General features: G+C 55.9%; 17 protein-coding genes. 11 read left to right on the top strand and 6 right to left on the bottom strand.

The features are described 5' to 3' along the window. The first annotated feature begins 8 nt into the window (after positions 1–8). Positions 9–1,043, top strand: coding sequence for a (R,R)-butanediol dehydrogenase (locus LA5095_RS02050; RefSeq protein WP_055111493.1), 1,035 nt, complete (start codon positions 9–11; stop codon positions 1,041–1,043). Further along, positions 1,040–1,810, top strand: coding sequence for an SDR family NAD(P)-dependent oxidoreductase (locus LA5095_RS02045; protein ID WP_055111491.1), 771 nt, complete (start codon positions 1,040–1,042; stop codon positions 1,808–1,810). Before LA5095_RS02050 ends, LA5095_RS02045 begins: the two co-directional genes overlap by 4 nt. 284 nt (positions 1,811–2,094) lie before the next feature. On the opposite strand, the gene LA5095_RS02040 is transcribed toward LA5095_RS02045, so the two are convergent. Continuing rightward, the gene (locus LA5095_RS02040; RefSeq protein WP_055111489.1) at positions 2,095–2,943 is read right to left on the bottom strand and encodes a PfkB family carbohydrate kinase; all 849 of its coding nucleotides are present in this window, start codon (positions 2,941–2,943) and stop codon (positions 2,095–2,097) included. A gap of 90 nt (positions 2,944–3,033) precedes the next feature. Here LA5095_RS02040 and LA5095_RS02035 point away from each other — a divergent pair, with 90 nt between their 5' ends. The 6 genes from LA5095_RS02035 (at position 3,034) to LA5095_RS02010 (ending at position 8,704) form a co-directional block, all read left to right on the top strand. Then, positions 3,034–3,900 carry a dihydrodipicolinate synthase family protein gene (locus LA5095_RS02035; RefSeq protein WP_055111487.1) on the top strand — a complete coding sequence of 289 codons (867 nt, stop codon included), beginning with the start codon at positions 3,034–3,036 and terminating at the stop codon, positions 3,898–3,900. Beyond that, positions 3,897–4,550: a GntR family transcriptional regulator gene (locus tag LA5095_RS02030; RefSeq protein ID WP_055111485.1), complete on the top strand. Its 654-nt coding sequence runs from the start codon at positions 3,897–3,899 to the stop codon at positions 4,548–4,550. The genes LA5095_RS02035 and LA5095_RS02030 overlap by 4 nt, the downstream gene beginning before the upstream one ends. A gap of 43 nt (positions 4,551–4,593) precedes the next feature. Next, complete coding sequence (gene dctP, locus LA5095_RS02025) at positions 4,594–5,589, top strand: TRAP transporter substrate-binding protein DctP (protein WP_055111483.1); 996 nt, start codon at positions 4,594–4,596, stop codon at positions 5,587–5,589. Positions 5,590–5,644: 55 nt separating this feature from the next. Next, a complete protein-coding gene (locus tag LA5095_RS02020) occupies positions 5,645–6,208 on the top strand; it encodes a TRAP transporter small permease (protein ID WP_055111481.1) in 564 nt (187 codons plus the stop codon). Further along, on the top strand, positions 6,205–7,500 hold the full coding sequence (locus LA5095_RS02015; RefSeq protein ID WP_055111479.1) for a TRAP transporter large permease: 1,296 nt from the start codon (positions 6,205–6,207) through the stop codon (positions 7,498–7,500). Before LA5095_RS02020 ends, LA5095_RS02015 begins: the two co-directional genes overlap by 4 nt. Before the next feature lie 298 nt (positions 7,501–7,798). Then, positions 7,799–8,704: a sterol desaturase family protein gene (locus tag LA5095_RS02010; RefSeq protein WP_082442730.1), complete on the top strand. Its 906-nt coding sequence runs from the start codon at positions 7,799–7,801 to the stop codon at positions 8,702–8,704. A 145-nt stretch (positions 8,705–8,849) separates the two neighbouring features. On the opposite strand, the gene LA5095_RS02005 is transcribed toward LA5095_RS02010, so the two are convergent. The 4 genes from LA5095_RS02005 to LA5095_RS01990 form a co-directional block, all read right to left on the bottom strand. Further along, entirely contained in the window at positions 8,850–9,749 is a 900-nt protein-coding gene (locus LA5095_RS02005) for a regulatory protein RecX (protein WP_055111476.1), read from the bottom strand. Positions 9,750–10,105: 356 nt separating this feature from the next. After that, positions 10,106–12,250 (bottom strand): S8/S53 family peptidase, encoded by a 2,145-nt coding sequence (locus LA5095_RS02000; RefSeq protein ID WP_055111474.1) that lies wholly within the window; start codon positions 12,248–12,250, stop codon positions 10,106–10,108. Between the two features lie 17 nt (positions 12,251–12,267). Then, a complete protein-coding gene (locus tag LA5095_RS01995; protein ID WP_055111472.1) occupies positions 12,268–13,383 on the bottom strand; it encodes a phosphatase PAP2 family protein in 1,116 nt (371 codons plus the stop codon). A gap of 23 nt (positions 13,384–13,406) precedes the next feature. Continuing rightward, positions 13,407–15,047, bottom strand: coding sequence for a hypothetical protein (locus LA5095_RS01990; RefSeq protein WP_055111470.1), 1,641 nt, complete (start codon positions 15,045–15,047; stop codon positions 13,407–13,409). 143 nt (positions 15,048–15,190) lie between these two features. Between LA5095_RS01990 and LA5095_RS32290 the strand changes: the two genes are divergently transcribed. Continuing rightward, a complete protein-coding gene (locus LA5095_RS32290) occupies positions 15,191–15,391 on the top strand; it encodes a hypothetical protein (RefSeq protein WP_144436096.1) in 201 nt (66 codons plus the stop codon). Between the two features lie 308 nt (positions 15,392–15,699). Beyond that, positions 15,700–16,539, top strand: coding sequence for a transporter substrate-binding domain-containing protein (locus tag LA5095_RS01985; RefSeq protein WP_082442729.1), 840 nt, complete (start codon positions 15,700–15,702; stop codon positions 16,537–16,539). Here the strand turns inward: LA5095_RS01985 and LA5095_RS01980 are convergent. Then, the gene (locus LA5095_RS01980) at positions 16,504–17,385 is read right to left on the bottom strand and encodes a sterol desaturase family protein (protein ID WP_055112640.1); all 882 of its coding nucleotides are present in this window, start codon (positions 17,383–17,385) and stop codon (positions 16,504–16,506) included. The genes LA5095_RS01985 and LA5095_RS01980 overlap by 36 nt on opposite strands. A gap of 146 nt (positions 17,386–17,531) precedes the next feature. Here LA5095_RS01980 and LA5095_RS01975 point away from each other — a divergent pair, with 146 nt between their 5' ends. Beyond that, positions 17,532–18,173 (top strand): alpha/beta family hydrolase, encoded by a 642-nt coding sequence (locus LA5095_RS01975; RefSeq protein WP_055111468.1) that lies wholly within the window; start codon positions 17,532–17,534, stop codon positions 18,171–18,173. Position 18,174: the final 1 nt, after the last annotated feature.

Here is an 18,174-nt window from a genome sequence, read left to right as displayed (position 1 = left end):
AGGTTTTCATGATCAGCAATGCTGCCGTCTATCGCGGCGACAAGACGTTTTCCCTCGAGCAAAAGCATGTATCCGCGCCGGGATCCGGTGAAGTTCAGGTCAAGGTGGCCTATTGCGGTATCTGTGGAACCGATCTCCATATTTTTCTCGGTCACATGGACCAGCGTGTCGGCTTCAAACGCACGATCGGGCATGAGATGTCCGGCACAATCGAGGCCGTCGGAGAGGGAGTCGATGGCTTGGCACCGGGAGACCGGATCGTGGTCAGACCGCTCGATCACTGCGGTGAATGTCCCGCCTGCCGTGCGGGCCATGATCATATCTGCCATAACCTGAAGTTCATCGGGATCGATACGGAAGGCGCATTCCAGGAGTATTGGAACGTCCCGGCACACACCATCCATGTTCTTCCCGCAGACCTTGACCTGTCTCACGCCGCCCTGATCGAACCGCTGGCAGTCGCATGTCATGACGTGAGCAGAGCCCGGGTCAGGCCGGGCGAGGACGTGCTTGTGATCGGCGGTGGCCCTATCGGCCTTCTGGTCGCCCTCGTCGCACGCAATGCCGGTGGCAACGTCGCGATCAGCGAGATCAGCGAAAGCCGGCTTGCCTATGCGAACAAGCTGGGTTTCACAACCATCAATCCGAAAACGTCCGATGCTGCCGAACAGGTCAATGATCTGACCGGTGGCAAGGGAGCGGACGTGGTGTTCGAAGTCTCGGGCAGTCAGCCCGGTGTGGACCTGATGACCGATGCGGCCGCCGCACGTGGCCGTATCGTGATGGTGGCCATTCATGCGAAAAAACCGGACGTGGACATGTTCCGCTTTTTCTGGCGTGAACTGGAGCTTTTCGGAGCGCGCGTCTATCGGCCCGAGGACTACGAACAGGCCATGCGGCTTCTGGCCGAGGGTGTCGTCGAATGCTCGAGCTTTATCACCGACATCCAGCCGCTTGAGGATATCCAGGGCGCTTTTGAAGCGCTGACACAGAATCCGAGCGCAATCAAATCCATGATCCAGATAACCAGGAACGACACATGAGTGTTTTGGACAGTTTCAGCCTTGCGGGAAAAACCGCCCTTGTCACGGGCGCCAAGCGGGGGATCGGCAAAGCCATGGCAGTGGCACTCGCAGAAGCCGGAGCGGACATCATCGGTGTCAGCGCCAGCCTGGAAAGCGCGGGCAGCGCGATCGAAGCTGATGTGAAGGCGCTCGGCAGAAGCTTTCACGCCTACCAATGCGACTTCGGTGACCGGAGCGCATTGAAGGCCTTCGCAGCGAAGGTCAACGAAGAACACCCGGTCATCGACATCCTTGTGAACAATGCCGGCACGATCAAGCGGGCACCCTTGACCGAACACGACGATGACATCTGGGATGAGGTGATTGAAATCAATCTTTCCTCGCAGTTCCTTCTGACCCGCGAAGTCGGATCCCGCATGGTTGCGCGCGGTTCCGGCAAAATCATCTTCACGGCATCCCTGCTGACGTTTCAGGGAGGCATCACCGTTCCGGGCTACGCTGCCTCAAAGGGAGGGATTGGCCAGCTCACGAAGTCCTTTGCAAATGAATGGGCCGCAAACGGGGTAAACGTGAACGCCATTGCACCCGGTTACATTGCAACGGACAACACCGAAGCGCTGCGAAACGATCCGGCGCGCTCAAAGTCGATTTTGGAGCGCATTCCGGCAGGCCGTTGGGGCAAAGCCGTGGACTTCGCCGGTCCGGCTGTTTTCCTTGCCTCGGCAGCTTCCGACTACATGAACGGATCCATTGTGACTGTCGACGGTGGCTGGATGGGTCGATGATGACCGTGCTGCAACGGAAATCCGCTTCCCGTTCTCAGACATTTGCTCGAAATAGAACAAATGCCGGCTTTCGGTAGCAGGCGGACATGAGTCGAACGTCCGTTTCGAGGGCGCGAAGCAGACAAATGACAAGTCTCGGGATCAGGGCCTGTCACTCGTTTTTTCGCGACCCCTCACCGCGTGGGGCCGAATGGGAATTGCCGGATGTCACCCGGCATATTGGTAACCGGATGGCGCAGATGGTTCCTGCACCCAATCCAGGCATCCTGAAAGCCGGCAATATCTCAGTTTTCGAGTTTTTCCTGGACCTCGTCATAGGTAGGAAATCGCTCCTCCCCAATGCGCGAGACGAACAGCGCCGCTGATGTGTTGGCAAATTCAACTGCGTCCGGCTCGTTGAGCCCGTCACCCAATGCAAAGGCAAAGGCACCGTGCCAAACATCACCTGCTCCCAGCGTGTCCAGTGATTTCACCTGCGGCGGGGCAATTGTGCTCCCATCATGAATTTGCACCTCGGCTGCTCCGCGCGTCGCGCACGCCCAGCATTGGTTCTGTGCTGCGATCCCCGACAACGATTTGCCACCAAAGTCAGCCAACCCCTGTTCGGAAAGTGCAAGGTGGCTGACAAAAGGCAGGAGATCCCGAGGCAATGGTGCCTCACCGTCCAGAACCGCGGGCCTGCCCTGCTGATTTGCCATCGCAAACAATTCTATCGCCAGATTGCAGCACCGCGTATCTGCCAGAACGACGTCGAATTCGGGAACATCGGCCGTCAATTTCATGTCACGCAGATGATCCGGTCTCTGATTGACAATGGTGCGCTCACCATCAGCGGTAACGAATATTGCGGAATGAGCCGTTGCCTCGCCCCGCAGGGTTTGAACAAGAGCATCATCAATTCCACGCCGCGTCATTTGACCGCGAAGGTACTGACCGAACAGATCGTCACCTATGGCCCCGGCGAGCCGGGCCGTCCCGCCCAATCGCGCAATTGTCGTTGCCGCAAGCAGCGCACCGCCACCGGGTAACAGCCGGGCAGAGCTTGCCCTGACCTTGCTGCCTTCCTGCGGATAAGCGTCCAGATCGTATACCGCATCGAGAGTTATCAATCCGGCGCAGATGACGGTTGGCATGGTGGCCTCTCTAAAATTTACACGTAACATGTTAGCCTGTACATGTTTAAAATGTCATGTATTATGGAGTAGTTCAATCCAGGGAAACCGATGGCACAATTTGGCGTTCTGACAGCATTGCTGACCCCATTCACAGATGATGGCTGCATTGACGTGGCGCGGCTTGCCACTCATGCAGCTTCGGTAGTCAGCCGGGGTGTGTCTGGCGTGACGTTGTTTGGCACCACGGGCGAAGGTGCTTCGATTGCCGCAAGCGAGCGGCACATCGGGATCAGTGCGCTGCTCGAAACCGGCTTGTCCTGCAATCGCATCGTATTGGGTGTTTATGGGTCGGCAGCAGCGGATGTTGCGGCCCAGATTGACGAAGGAATGCGAGCCGGGATCACTCGCTTTCTGGTGCCGCCTCCCTGCTACTTCGGCAATGCTGGTGAAGATGGCGTCTTTCGGTGGTTTGCCGAGCTCCTGGCCTTAAGCAACTCACAAGCCGGGATCATTCTTTACAATATTCCTCAGGTTACCGGTGTCGGCATATCGTCGTCCCTGACCAAGCGCCTCAAGGAAGCCAACCCTGAACGGATAGTCGCCATAAAAGACAGCTCCGGTGACTGGGCAAACGCCGTTCGATTGTTGGAAAGCAAGCTGCTGCCGGTTTTGATAGGCGATGAACGCCTGTTGCACAAAGCTGTTCCAATGGGTTGTGTCGGGTCCATCACGGGCGTTGCCAATCTGTATCCCGAAAGGCTTTGCAACATCATCACCTCTTCAACCGAAGACACGATGCTTACGCAAACCGTTGACCGGATTGTGGCCCTGCCTGTTATCCCGACCCTGAAGGTGTTGTTGGCCAATGCGTTGGGTGATCCGGTCTGGGAAAACGTGCGTGCACCCCTGACCCGGTTAACGGCGGAACAGAAGTCCGAAATTCTAGCGGCGGAAGGAAAGGGCATGGCCGCATGAACAGGACCGAACGCCGCCTTCGCGATGACGCTTACTCCAGTTTCACCGAAAAGCTCCTTGCGCGTGATATTCAGCCAGGGCAGATCGTGTCTCAACGGGAACTTGTCGACCTCACAGGGATGCCCTTGGGCGCAATTCGCGAGATGATCCCCCGGCTTGAGGCGGACGGTCTGATCCGCACGGTCCCCAAACGGGGTCTGCAGGTTCTCAATATCGATCTGGAACTGATCCGCAATGCTTTCCAGCTGCGCAGGATTATCGAAAGCGAGGCCTTCGCGTGTTTTTGCGAAAATGCGCCGGATGCCGATATTGAGCGCATCGCAAGCGAACACCGTAATACATTGAGTGAAGCGGAGCGCGGCGTGACGCCGGAATTACTGTCGCGTGCACAGCATATGGATTGGGCATTCCATGATTTTGTCATCGATTTTCTCGGCAACCGGATAATCTCCGACATTCACCGGGTGAATGCGATCAAGATACGCCTGATCAGAAACTCCGACACCCGCATGTTGCCGGAATTGGTGGAGTCCGTAATGACCGAACACCTGGTGATCATCAACGCACTTGAGGTTCGCGACGTTGGGAAAACTGTTGAAGCTGTGCATGCTCACGTGGACAGCGCAAAACGCCGGGCCCTTGGGGTTTGACGAAGAATGCGGGAAACACCGCAATGACTGAGGAGGAAGTAAAATGAAATCATCTTTTGTTCTTAATAGTTTAGCTGCATTGACGGCTTTGGCGATTGCCACGTCCGCAGTGGCTGACGACAAGGTTACGCTTCGCATGTCGACGCCGGCATCCGAAACCGACCAGCGGTCGGTCGCCTTGGCCGAAGTATTTGCACCGGAAGTGGCGGAATTCGCGACATACGAGCCCCATTACAATGCGTCACTGATCAAACAGAATTCGGAGCTTGAAGCCATCGCTTCGGGTGACCTGGAAATGTCGATCGCATCCGCCCAGGAACTCGCACAGTATTTCCCCGAGTTCTCGATTTTTGCGACTGGCTATGTGCATCAGGATGCCGACCATCAGGTGCGTGTTTTCAACGATCCGTTGATGGACCCGTTCAAACAGAAGGTAGAAGACGAACTGGGTGTGAAACTTCTGGCCGTCATGTATCTGGGCCGCCGTCATGTCAACCTGCGGCAAACCAAGGATGAGTTGACGGTCAAAACCCCGGCTGACCTTGCCGGTGTAAACCTGCGGATGCCGGGGACCGATGCATGGCAGTTCCTGGGCAAAGCCCTGGGTGCAAACCCGACTCCGATGGCTTTCACGGAAGTTTACACCGCATTGCAAACCGGTTCTGTCGACGGGCAAGACAACCCTCTGCCGACCGTGGTGGATGCAAAGTTTTTCGAAGTCACCAATCAGATCGCACTGACTTCGCATCTGGTGGATTTGAACTACGTGGCGTTCTCAAAGGCTGTCTGGGATGAACTCACTCCGGAACAGCAGGCGAAAGTGAAAGCTGCAGCGGAAGCTGCCGCCGAAAGCGGTCGCAATGCCCAGCTTCAAAAGGAAGCTGAACTGGTATCGTTTCTGGAAGAAAAAGGTTTGGCGATTTACGAACCGGACCTGAATGCCTTCCGTGACCATGTGCAATCTCAATATGTCGGTTCCGAGTTTGCTGCCTCCTGGCCTGACGGTGTGCTTGATAAAATCAACGCACTGGGCAACTAACCCAGGCAGGGCAAGGGTGAAGTTTCGCCCTTGCCCAAATTGGTGAACGGCAAACATGAAACAGATTGCTGCAGGTCTGAGACACGCGGCCCAGGCGGCCGCAGCGGCCATGATGGCCGTTATGTTCCTGACCTTCTTACTTCAAATTTTCATCCGTTATTCGGCACGCCTGGAGTGGCTGCCTGAATATCTTCCTTTTCTTGAACCGACGCTGTTTGGCTGGACCCTGGAGCTTTGCCTTGTCATGTGGCTATGGCTTGTTTTTTGGGGCAATGCCTTTGTGGTTCGCGAAAACGATCACGTGCGTTTCGACATATTGTACAGCCGGGTCAACCGGAAGCTGAGGCGCATCTTCGTGATTGTCTTCGGCTTGTGCATTGCCATTGGCCTCGCCGTTTCGATTGAACCCACCTGGTCCAAGTTCTACATACTGAGGCTCAAGAAAACCGCCACGCTCTCTTCATTGTTCGGCGACTGGATCAGAATGCGCGACCTTTATGTGGTCTACATGCTGTTTCTCGTCGCAGTCTCGGCGCGCTACTTTTGGACTGTCTGGCAGGCTTACCGCCATGGCTTGCCTGAAATGCCCGAGCAAGACGGCCGGAGACAGAGCGAATGAGCATTCAATTTCTGCTGTGCCTCGGAACACTGTTTCTGCTGGCAGGCCTCGGTGCGCCGATCGCGTATGCCATCCTGGTCTCATCGCTGGTCTATCTGTTTGCTGCAGGACAAGACATCGGCCTTGCCGGAAAAGTGCTCATGGACGGGCTTTATTCCAGCTTTGTGCTTCTGGCTGTTCCCTTGTTCATCGTCGCCGCAAACATCATGAATGCAGGAACGATCAGCGATCGGCTTCTGCAGTTTTGCATCGCACTTGTCGGCCGTTTCCGTGGAGGGCTGGGCCACGTAAACATTGTTGCGTCCCTGATCTTTTCCGGAATGTCGGGATCCGCCGTGGCCGACGCGGCAGGGATCGGCAAGATCATTATCGAGATGATGACCAAAAGCGGTCACTACACGCGCGGCTATGCAGCCGCGATCACCGCCGCGTCCGCCACCATCGGGCCAATCATTCCCCCATCGATCCCGATGGTGCTCTATGCGCTCGTTTCCAACACCTCGATCGGCTATCTGTTTCTGGGAGGAATTGTTCCGGGCTTGTTGATGGGAGCCGTGCTGATGGGGCTCAACATCTGGCTGTCGCATCGCCGGAATTTCGCACTGGAGCCGGCGGTTCCCCTGGTAGAGTTGCCGCAACTGACCGTCAACGCCTTCCCGGCCCTTCTGATGCCCGCGATCCTGCTCTACGGAATTTATGGCGGCGTCACGACACCAACCGAAGCTGCTGCGGTCGCCGCCTTCTATGCGCTTGTCCTGGCAGGACTTTTCTACCGGGCCCTGTCGCTTCGTTCGCTTTACGGGATCCTCGTTGAAAGCGCACGGTCTTCCGCGGCGGTGGGCATCGTGATCGGTGGCGCGTTGATCCTGAACTACATCGTTGCTTCAGAGAACATCCCGACACTCATGGCGGCGCAACTGGTTGGCCTCGATATCCACCCGCTGGCCTTCCTGATCATGGTCAATATTCTGCTCCTGCTTCTGGGATGCGTTCTGGATGCCACGACGATCATCCTCGTCATCATTCCGCTTTTCATACCGACATGCCGCGAGCTTGGCATCGACCTCGTTCACTTCGGCGTGGTGGCAGTCGTGAACTGCATGATCGGATTGATTACCCCTCCCTACGGCATCCTTCTGTTTGTCATCAACGCGGTCACCCGCATCCCGCTGAATGAAATCATCAGGGAAATCTGGCCTTTTCTGGCAGTGTTGCTGGCAGCACTTTCCGCGTTGATCCTGTTTCCGGGTCTTGTGCTCTGGTTACCCCGAACATTCGGTTATCTGAACTAGGTTCCAGCCTTGAAAACGAGGGGACACTTCGGAATCGCCCAAACCAGCAAACTTCGGCAGTTGCTGATCTGGTTGACGCGCCGCTCCAATAGAGCGATCACATCAGAATTTGGACCCCATAGCGAGGCAAATTGGCCTTTGGTCTCGTGGATGCTGTTTTCAGTACTCACGAAGACGGATGCAGGGCGCTGTTGACGAGACGTCCTTAGCGCCGGCAACCCCTTAAGCCAGCCTTAACACCCCGGCCGATAAGCTGTCACAGGCGATATTTTCCTGTTGTGCAAAGGCTTGTGGCTCAATGAGCGAAGCGCTGATCAATCTTATTGCGACCTCGATCGCGGCCGTCGTTTCGGCTTTCAAGGGACTGCTGGTGCCGATCATCTTTTTTTCGCTGCTCGCGATGCTCATGCGGCGGAAAAAAGCTCTGGACGACCTGCGCAGGGCCCTGCCTGAAATCCACCTCAACGTCAAACTCATGCTGTTTGACGCGATGTTCATTGTGCCGATGATCATCATTCTCGGCACATTCCTGTCAGAACTCGTCCGTGACAATGGTCTGAGCCTCTTATCGCTGGACACCTGGTCGGAACTGCCAGGTTGGCTGACAATACTGATCGCAATCGCGATTGCCGATTTCGTCGGGTATTGGCGGCACAGGCTGGAGCATACCTGGGTCCTCTGGCCTGCGCATGCGGTGCATCACTCCGACACGCAGATGACCTGGATCGCGGTGCAGCGCTTTCATCCGATCAACCGGTTCACAACGTTTGTCATCGACAATCTAGCGCTTTTCCTCCTGGGAGTTCCCCCATTCGCAATCGTCGCGAACGGCCTCGTCCGGCACTATTATGGCGCGTTCATCCACGCGGACCTGCCATGGACCTATGGTCCGCTCGGCCGGATTTTCGTGTCGCCGGCCATGCACCGCTGGCACCATGCGACCGACCCAAGGGCCTTCGACACCAATTTCGCAACCGTATTCTCGCTCTGGGACCAGATGTTCGGCACCTGTCGTGTTCCAGGACCCTGTGACGTTCCCACGGGTGTTACGGACAACATGAAGCAGAGCCTTCGCGGTCAACTGATCTATCCCTTTACGAAAAAGGCCTATCCGCAGATTTTCGGCAAATCGGAAGCGGCGACCGAAGCACCTGCCCCAGAACAAAATGATGTTTCCGCCAGCGCCCGCAGGCTCGAACATTAAGTCTCGCCTCAAAAAAATAAGCGGCGGGGACAAGCCCCGCCACCGAACACGATTAAAAACAAATTTCAGATTAAATGCCTAGCGCTTCAGGTCCTTTCGGACCGTCGGCAAAAGATCTGGTGCGGTTGCCCGCAAAACTGAAAACTTACACAAAATGATACCCGTCAATCACGTTTCGATAGTAACCGGCAATATCCTTTGATGCCTCGACTTCGGGGTGAAATTCGTCCGTCCAGCGACCGCGAACCATGTTCCGGATATCAACCACGGTCACGTTCGGAAACTGAGAATCGACATCGTGAAGGAAGCCGTAGAAACGGTCGACGAGATAAGTCAGGATCGCGTTGATCAGTTCCTTGTCAGCTTCGAAGCGGAAATTGCGCTTTGCGAAGGGACGACCGAACCATGGCCCGTCGCTGTGTGCGACCGGATAGTCGTATCCCTGGACAAGCAACTGCGTGCGCGGCGCCTGTTTCAGGACGTGTTCGGCAATCTCGACATATCCCTTTTTCAACTTCTCCAGAACCGCTTCCAGTCGATCCATGTGCAGATAGTCTTCCGCACGATCGGACCCCAATACAGCGCTTCTGTCCTTCAGCAGCCTGGAAAGAGCGCAGCCGCCCAGCAGCTCGTTGCCGCCGCCTGAAAACACGAAATAATCATAGACACCGGTATCCACGTGAACGCGGAAAGGCTTTTGCTCGATCAGGTCGTCGAAGGTGTATCCCGGCCAGGCAGAGCTTGCTGTCTGGTAGTAACATTCGAGGATGTCGAAGAAGGTCTTGTTGTAGCCAAGATACCGTGACACTTCGATCACAACGTTGATCCAGGAGTCACCACTTGCGCAGATGCGGATCGGCGACCGGCGAATCCTGATCGGGTGCGCATCTTCTCCCTTGCCTGACGCTGACCACTCAACAGCAACCTGCTCTTGAGTAAGTGGAACACGATTGTCATCCAGAACGTGATAGGCAAGGCATCTGTTGGGATCCTTCTCATATCGCGTGTTGTTCAAGACTGTCGCTTCCAGGATGTCGGCGTACATGATTACCTCCAAAGCTTTCGTCGATACGTTGTTTGAGGAAGCAGGCAGTCGATGGGGCTGTCTTCCTCGCGTCGGGCCTCGTGGCAACCGTTTCCCGGTGCATCGTGGCCCGCAAATATCCGTTTCAAAGCCGGACGCTCAATCTTCCCTCTTCACGGAACCACCTTTCGAGGGATACTTCTGTCGCACTTGTTTCCGTCTCCGGAACGCGTCTGTGCTGTTGCTCTGCTCTTGAGGCTATTAGTTACAATATTCATTGCGCTCACGCGCGTGAGAAAAGCGTGAATTAAGTTCCGAACAAATGAAAAAGCCCGGCTGAAACCGGGCTTTTGAGTAAATTTTCAACTTTTACTAATTCAAATAACCAGAAATTCACCTAATCGCGCACGACCCTCGACACTTTGATCCGATAATGCAATCGATTGCACGATCGGAAGGTAATTGTCTTTTTCCGCGCTCTTGATCTCCTGGTCCGAACATCTGGCAAATGCTTCCGAAAGTCGCCTTGCAACCAGCGGCGCGGCAACGCTTGTACCCTGAACAGAAGAATAGGAACCACTGCGGGTTCCTGCCCCGACGATGCCGGGAACTATGTTCGACCGGTCAGCCCGTGCCGTGCAATCGACGCCGCCGACCGCTGGACCGGAGGCGGTTTTTCCGGCGGAGCTGAAGGTCGATGCCGTCAACTCACCCCTTTCGAAACGGGATCCGATCACTGGTCGCGATCCTGCAACGACCAAAGTGGTCGCGCCGGTTGCCATCCCGTTCAGGCTGCCGAAACGTTTCACATTGCTGTCTGGTTGATCGCTCTCTTCTTCAGCACCCTTTTCGCTTACGAGGCGATAGTCATCATCGTGAAGATAGCTCTGACGGGAACCGGTCAAAAAGGGCTCCAGATCGATATCGCGTTGCACCCAGAGATAGATCGGTTCGTGATCCCTGGGGGCCACATCTCCGCGGCTCAGGACAATCTTCCATTCACCCGCAGGGGCTGCCGGCAAGGCAGGGTCATGCGGTTCACTGGGCGCAAGCGCGATCAGGACACGCCAGCGACCGGACTTCCTGTGATTGTCGAGACTGATCTGCCCGATGGCGTCGCCTTGATGAGGTGGATCGAGCTGAATTGACTTGAAGTTTCGCGGGTCGCCATGCTGGTATGACGGATCGGGTTTCAACGCCATTTCAGCGCTGATTTTGCCAAACGGACCCTTGACTTCAAGATCAAAGTCACCGGGATCCAGCTGATCGGGAAACCATATTTCGAGGTAGTTTGACGACAGGTCGTTCGGTTGGGTTTTCCAGCTGAATTCAAAAGACCCCGACCCCAGGTGACCGGATGTGATTTCCCCGTGCAGCCGATCCTGGAAAGTGTTTCCGGATGGTATGACGATCGCGGTCGGTCTGCCCAACTGGCGCCGCTTTGCGACGATCTCATCCATCGCAGCTTCCAGTTCTCCCTCCCCGTCATGGCGACCGGCCGAGAATCCGTAACTGATATTGATGGTTACGCGAATATCCTTGACCCCGTAACCTTCAGCAATCCGTTCTGCGCGTTCAAGGATGTAATGCACGGCGGACAGCATATACATGTCCTTGCCGAAACTGGACGTGTCCCAACCATAGGTGTTGGGAAGCTGCACGGCGATCAGACGGGTTTCTTCCGGTGGGGCGTGTCCCTTGTCCGGATTTGAGCCAGCAGCAATATCCATGACATTCGAGCCATGGGTTGCAAGCCGGTTGATGGCCGCCCCCGAACCGAACTGCTGGTCGGAAGCTCCTGCCTCTGCATAAAGCGCATCCTCATCCTCCGGGTGCTTCGCGATAAGCTGTTCAATGGTTTCTCGGGTGAACTCCCGGCCAAACAGCACACTTGGATGGTCTTGCCCCTCTTTCTTGTGTGCCGATTGCAACCAGCAGAATTCCAGTCTGGTTCTCTTGCCATCGGCAGCACGGAAATTCCGGTGAGCAAACGGGATGCCGTCGTCGATCACCCCCAACACATTAATCGTCCTTTTGGGTCCATCACCGGTCCCGACGCCTGTATCCGGTTTCCAGTCCGGATCAGCCGTCATTCGCCTGGCGTGGCGGTGCATCGCTTCCTCTTCAACAGGAAAGGCCATGCGAAAGCGTGCCTCTCCAATCGGGTCCGACGGCATCGCTTCCGTGAGGTTCAGGGCCAAGCTGTCTGGTGCAATGCCGTCATCTGAACGGTTTTCAACAACGATCGGCCAGAAGCGCAGGGCAACGTCGTCCTCCTTGCCCCAGACGGTCGGAAGCCACATTCCGTGACCATCGCTCGCCACACTATCAAGAAGAGAATGCGGCCTTTGCGGTTCTGGATGTTCCGCCAATGCCGATAAAAAACGAACGTCGTCACCGCGATAAGCTGGAAAAGCGTAGGCCTTGCCGAGACCAAAATTCCAGGCTTCGTAGGGGCCAAGATAGTTCTTGATCGCGACGGCGTCTGCGAGACCACCGTCATTTGTGCTTGTATCGGTCATGCTCGGTTCGCCCTTTCCTAGAGGTCAAACTCATCGACCGCACTCTTCCAGAGCCATTCAAACTGGTCACTCTTGTCGACAGTGCAAAGCTCCAGTTCGGAGACACCGTGAGCGCCCCATTTGGTCGGCTGATATTGCGAGATCATGAAGTCCGACTCCGCGCGGGCTTCGTATTTCAGCCCTCGCATTTCGGTCTGCACGCCACACTTGTTCAACACCATCTCGCCAACCATCTTGCCCAGCAACGCACCGGCCCAGCTGTCGACAGGGTAATGAACTCCGGCAACCGTCCGGCTGACGGCAATGCGTTCGGCCTGTTTGCGCAGCAGGTTCTTGCGCTTGTCACCATCGGGATAATGAGACCCCGACGCATCAATCAGTCCCTCGAGCATACGCACGACCGCGAAGGCCTCGGTCGCATGCGCGCTCGGAAAGCTGCCATGACCCGGTGTCGGGATCATTGGCAGGATCGATACTCCAATTCGGTCAGGGCGCCGAATTGCCAGATGATGCTTCACGATCATCGCAACATGCGCTGCCAGAACCTGTGTCAGGGTGATCAGTTCAAGGGTCTTGTTGTTCCTGCCGGGGATGAGACCGATTATCATTGCGAAATAAGGGGTCGGGAACCCGAGTTGCGACGTAATTTCCGCAGTGCGTTCAGGGCGCTGGTCCATATAGGAACGAACAAGGTCCAGCTGTTTGTCGAACAGTTCACCATCGGGGCGGACCACGGAGAAGAACGGCTGCAGTGCACCTCCGCCGTGAGAGCGATAGGACAGCGTCACTTCATCGGTGGGGCCTTGTTTCGCTTCCCAGGAAAGTTCGCTCATGAAATCGCTTAAATAAAGGGATGCCCGGACCCAGTCCGCCCATTTGTCGAGGTTTTCGCTCGACGAAAAATTCATTTCCCTGGATGGATGAGTGGTTCCATCCCCGGCTGCATGACTTATCGCCTGGGCACTGGTTTGCAGACCTTGAATCGTCAGAGGGTCAAGCGCTCCACTGCCTCCAAGAAAGCTGCCGAGACCGGTTGCATTCAGGTTCCCGATGCCGCCAATGCCACCGATACCTCCAATGCCACCTATGCCACCAATTCCACCGATACCGCCAATTCCACCGAAATAGGCCATGATTACCCCCTTCAATTACTCGTCTAAAAACCAACCGCCCGCAGGGCGCGCATTGCATTTTGGCCAACCTGATAGTCGGCCGCCGGGTGTGCGTTCATGTAGCCCTCAACCGAAAATGTCGGCTGCCTGCGCCGTAATTCATCTGCAATTTCCTTTGCTTCCGCAGTTCGATCCAGGAAATGAAGTGCAATAATCTTTGCACGCAACGTTGAAAGGTGTCGTTGGTTACGCTCCAACGAACTGTTGGCGAACTGCAACGCCTTTTCGTAATCTTCTGCCGCCAGGTAAGCTGTCGCGCTCAGGCAATCGTAAAAATACCTGAAGGGATCAATGGGCGATAACTTGCGGGCCTTGTCGACCGCATGAACCGCTTGTTCACCTGAATCCTGAAACGCGTAGAGCGCTCCGCGCAAAAGCCACGAGAGTGCCTCATTCGGATTCTGGTCAAGTGCAATTTCGTAGCGGTTGGATGCCACATCCAACCGTCGCAGCAAGTTGTTGTGCGCAAAACCGTCGATTGTCATGCAGAACGCGTTTTCCGGATCGATATCAAGCGCCTTGGTAGTACTGCCAACGGCACTCTTCGTGTCTTTCGCCGGATCTGAACTCCAACCGTTGATGACACTCAGGACGTGCCATTTGCCGCGCCAGGCATGCACCTCCGCCGACCGTGGCGATCGCCTCAGGGCCTCATCAAGCAATTCGCGTGATTTCGCGAAATCACGCAGGGTCGAACGATGCATCAGGCTTACGCTTGCCATCAGAAGCTTGTGGTCGGCGATTTCGCTGATCGGCCGACCGCGAACATAGCGCAGCGTGTCGGAAGCAATGGCATTGCCGACGGATGTCACGATGTTGGTCAGGCCCTGACCGGCGTCACTTATAAAGTCATTCAGCTTTCCGCTGAACTGCCGGGTCCACAAAATGCGCCCGGTCTCGGCGTCCAGAAAATCGACATCTGTAATAACTTCGTCGTTGATCTGCCGGATGCTTCCTGCCACGCAATAATCAACTTTCAGCTTGGAACGGATGACCTCGATATCGATCCGGCGTCCGGCAAGTGAGCGACTGGAAAAATGCGATATGACCGCCAGGAGGTTCGTTCTGGAAAGCGAACGGCAAATCTCTTCGGCAAACCAGTCTCCCAGTATCGTCAGCTCGGGATTGCTTTCAATGCTGAGCAACGGCATCACCGTTACCGTCGGCACAGGCGGTCTTGGCAACGCGGAGGTTGGCGCGCGGAACAGCGCATGGATCTGTTCAGGGTTGGCTCTGACCGAATCACGCCACTCCTCAAACAGGGGCGCAGGCACGTCAAGGCCTTCCAGGAACGTCCCCTGTCCGGGTTGACCCGCGAAGACGACGTTGCTCAAATCAAGTGTGACTTCAGAATTGTTGGTGTTGATGAGCTGACTGTAATATGGCCCCATTGCAGACTTGATGTCTGACAAGGCGCGCCGCAGGCTTTGCCTGCCCGTATCATAACAGGAGGCTCCCCAAAGGGTTTCCTGCAGGAAAGTCCGGCTTCTGCAGCCATGAGGCGCCGTTGCAAGCAACGCGAAGATTGCACGGTGCTTCTTGCCTGTGATCTCGAACGCCCCGGGCTCAAGCGAGCGGACGATACAGGAACCGAACAAACTGATTTCCAATAACTTTGCGCGCATGCCCCATCGCCTCGAGAAAAATACGTATTCTATAGAACAGCAGTTATAGCCTCTATCCAACCGCTTCACACTTTTTTCACACTCGTGTCCAGCCAACTCCCTCTAAACTCACGCAGTGAGGAACAGAACCGCGAGCAAGAAAATTGTCTGAAAAAAGCTCTATAATTGATGATGTGTCCGATGTTGTTGATTTTTTCCTGGCCTGGAACAATCATCGTGAAACCGTATTAAAAATTTCTGAGATGGATCAACTGGATAGCGAACAGAAAAAGACCCTGCGCTGGCTGGTCAAGATGGCTGACCGGGTCAGTCTTACGGACCTGGAGAAGGATGAGCTTCACTAAACATTGACGCTCCTTTTCCCAGTTCGGTGCGTTTGGTCAGCGAATACCTGTTCGGCGATCTGCACGTACCAACACGGTGCGATGCGGACGAAGCCGGCTGATTGTCACGCAGACCGGATGGAGCCGCGTCGCTGACGTCGTTGTCCGTGTTTGTGATCTTGTGCCGAGATCAAGGGAACCTATTTTTCTGACGCACGGTGTCGGTTTCCGCTATGATCTGCTGAAAGAAAGGCGACTCGCCTGCCCCGGTCACATGGACAGTCGCCCGAAACCATGACAAGCAACCCGGTCTCACGAGCTCAGGTTTCATGAAGCAATTTCAGGTCGCGTCCCTGTTCGCGGTATTTGTTGTTTTTCTGCTTCCGGCTTCCGGTTACGGACAGTCCGCAGATGTCCGCGTTCCGAACTTCTGGGATCCCAAAGCTGTCCATGACAGGCCAAATTCAATTCCGGACAAGATCCAGTTCCTCGCAACCGACAACTATCCCCCCTTCGTGTTCCGCGACCCTCAAGGCAGGTTGACCGGGTTCAATGTCGATCTTGCCCGCGCCCTTTGCCAGGAACTTGGAAGTTCCTGTGCGCTCAGGATCAAAAACTTCAATGTGCTTTTGTCTGCACTTGACGAGGAAGAAGGCGACGCCATCATTTCCGGCCTTTCGCGAAGCTTACCCGCAACGCGCCGGCTGAATTTTACCGACGATTATCTCAAACTTCCCGCAAGATTCGTTGTCCAGAAAGAAGACACCAAAGCGTTCGACGAACAAGCCCTTGCAGGCAAAAGCATTTCGGTCGTGTCAGGATCACGGTACGAGGCATTTGCAAAACGTTTCTGGCCCGGTGCAGACATACTCGGACTGGACTCCGTCGCCGCCGCCCGTGCGGCGGTCAAAAACGGCGAAGCGGACGTGCATTTCGGTGACGGCCTGGGTCTTGCCTTCTGGTTGCCCAGCGAGGCGGCGGAGGGGTGTTGCGACTTCGTCGGCGGCCCCTGGCTGGAGCCTGGATATTTCGACCAGGGCATGGCGATAGCGACCAGACCGGAGGACACCGAGCGCGCCGCCGCGCTCAACTACGCGCTCAGGCAATTGCAGCAAAAAGGTATCTACCGCGAGTTATACCTGCGTTATTTTCCCTTCAGTTTTTACTGATGCCTTGTCCGCACTTTCGGCCTTGTCGCCCTCATCTTCCTTGATCCGCCTGTTTTCAAGAAACGGAATGACAAGACTGAATGGCAGCTTGTGAGCGTTGGGCGTCAAAGACGGTCCGAGGCCGATTTCCATTGCCTGGTGTCCTTTTTCGGGTTCCTCGACATATGTTCCGAAGAGCCTGTCCCAGATGGAGAGATAGAAACCGTAGTTTGAATCGGTTTCCCGTCGTATCACGGAATGGTGGATCCGGTGCATGTCCGGTGTCACGATCAAAAGGCGCAGCAGCCAATCGAAGCCTTTCGGAATCCGGATATTCGCATGCCCGAAAACCGCGGACGCGTTCAGCACGATTTCAAAGGCCAGAACAGCTTCGACAGGTCCGCCAAGGGCGACAATCACGAGGCCCTTCCAAACGAAGGAAAGAAGGATCTCGATCGGATGGAACCTGAGCGCGGTTGTGGCATCGACTTCGCTGTCCGCATGATGGACGCGGTGAATGCGCCAGAACAGCGGAACCTTGTGCGAGGCCACGTGCTGGGCCCAGACGGCGAGGTCCAGAACCAGGAACGTGACAATCCCGGCGAGAAGACCGGTCCAACCCAGCAAGCCGAAGAGACCCCAGCCATTTTCCTGCGCCAGAAGCGCCAGTCCAACCCCTCCAATTGGAAAAATCAGGCGCACAAGAATGGAATCGAGGAGGATAAGGCCCCAGTTGGTAGGCCAGCGTTTGAGCCGGCCGTTTTCCATCTGGCGCCTGGGCAGTCCCGCTTCCAACAGGGCCATGACCAGAAAAATTCCGCCAAAACAGGCCATGCGCAGCTGGTTGATGTCGAACTGTTCAAACATGCCGTCTCTCTTCCGGAAGGTCCCGAAGCCGCTTGTAACATCCAGCAAGGAACGATAAGGCAAACAACATGGACATCATCTAGTTCTTCATTCCTGAAAGTATAGTCCGCATTCCCTCATTTGAAGCTGCGACAGATCACATCACCATGAGCAACCTAATCTGGAACCGTACCGACACCTCTCCCGAAGCCACGCTTCTAATGGCGCATGGCGCCGGTGCACCGATGGATTCCGCCTTTATGGAAAAGCTGGCCGGAGCACTTGCGGCAGAAGGCATAGCCGTTGCGAGGTTCGAATTTGCCTATATGGCCGGTCGGCGAACGGGAGGTTCCAAGAAGCCCCCGCCGCGCGCTGACAAACTGATCGGTGAATTCCAGACTGCGCTACAATCCTTGTTGTCGGGCACGGAAGGACCGCTTTTTCTCGGCGGAAAATCCATGGGTGGGCGCGTTGCGGCGATGCTCGGCGGTGGCGGCTCCCTGCCTGCCCGGGTCAAGGGCATCTGCTGTTTCGGCTATCCCTTCCACCCGACAGGCAAGCCAGACGCGGATTGGCGCCTGGCCCCGCTCGATGAGGCAAAGCGCCCTGTGCTGATCCTTCAAGGCGACCGCGATCCCTTCGGTTCGAAAGCCGAACTCGACGCTGTTGCACTGCCTAAACACGTCTCCCTCACCTACCTGGAAGACGGCAATCACGATTTTGGTCCGCGCGGAAAGTCTCCGGCAACGCTCGATGGCAATATCCGGGCAGCGGCGGCGGCAACGGCGACCTTCGCCCTGTCGCGCTGAC

It is taken from the genome of Roseibium album (assembly GCF_001404515.1).
GTDB lineage: Bacteria > Pseudomonadota > Alphaproteobacteria > Rhizobiales > Stappiaceae > Roseibium > Roseibium album.
The sequence above is the reverse complement of the archived record's forward strand: the minus strand, read 5'-3'. Positions and strand labels throughout refer to the sequence as shown.

Coding starts and splice junctions, on each gene's coding strand:
- LA5095_RS02050 (WP_055111493.1), top strand. CDS start 9: ATGATCAGCAATGCTGCCGTCTATCGCGGCGACAAGACGTTTTCCCTC.
- LA5095_RS02045 (WP_055111491.1), top strand. CDS start 1,040: ATGAGTGTTTTGGACAGTTTCAGCCTTGCGGGAAAAACCGCCCTTGTC.
- LA5095_RS02040 (WP_055111489.1), bottom strand. CDS start 2,943: ATGCCAACCGTCATCTGCGCCGGATTGATAACTCTCGATGCGGTATAC.
- LA5095_RS02035 (WP_055111487.1), top strand. CDS start 3,034: ATGGCACAATTTGGCGTTCTGACAGCATTGCTGACCCCATTCACAGAT.
- LA5095_RS02030 (WP_055111485.1), top strand. CDS start 3,897: ATGAACAGGACCGAACGCCGCCTTCGCGATGACGCTTACTCCAGTTTC.
- dctP (WP_055111483.1), top strand. CDS start 4,594: ATGAAATCATCTTTTGTTCTTAATAGTTTAGCTGCATTGACGGCTTTG.
- LA5095_RS02020 (WP_055111481.1), top strand. CDS start 5,645: ATGAAACAGATTGCTGCAGGTCTGAGACACGCGGCCCAGGCGGCCGCA.
- LA5095_RS02015 (WP_055111479.1), top strand. CDS start 6,205: ATGAGCATTCAATTTCTGCTGTGCCTCGGAACACTGTTTCTGCTGGCA.
- LA5095_RS02010 (WP_082442730.1), top strand. CDS start 7,799: ATGAGCGAAGCGCTGATCAATCTTATTGCGACCTCGATCGCGGCCGTC.
- LA5095_RS02005 (WP_055111476.1), bottom strand. CDS start 9,749: ATGTACGCCGACATCCTGGAAGCGACAGTCTTGAACAACACGCGATAT.
- LA5095_RS02000 (WP_055111474.1), bottom strand. CDS start 12,250: ATGACCGATACAAGCACAAATGACGGTGGTCTCGCAGACGCCGTCGCG.
- LA5095_RS01995 (WP_055111472.1), bottom strand. CDS start 13,383: ATGGCCTATTTCGGTGGAATTGGCGGTATCGGTGGAATTGGTGGCATA.
- LA5095_RS01990 (WP_055111470.1), bottom strand. CDS start 15,047: ATGCGCGCAAAGTTATTGGAAATCAGTTTGTTCGGTTCCTGTATCGTC.
- LA5095_RS01985 (WP_082442729.1), top strand. CDS start 15,700: ATGAAGCAATTTCAGGTCGCGTCCCTGTTCGCGGTATTTGTTGTTTTT.
- LA5095_RS01980 (WP_055112640.1), bottom strand. CDS start 17,385: ATGTTTGAACAGTTCGACATCAACCAGCTGCGCATGGCCTGTTTTGGC.
- LA5095_RS01975 (WP_055111468.1), top strand. CDS start 17,532: ATGAGCAACCTAATCTGGAACCGTACCGACACCTCTCCCGAAGCCACG.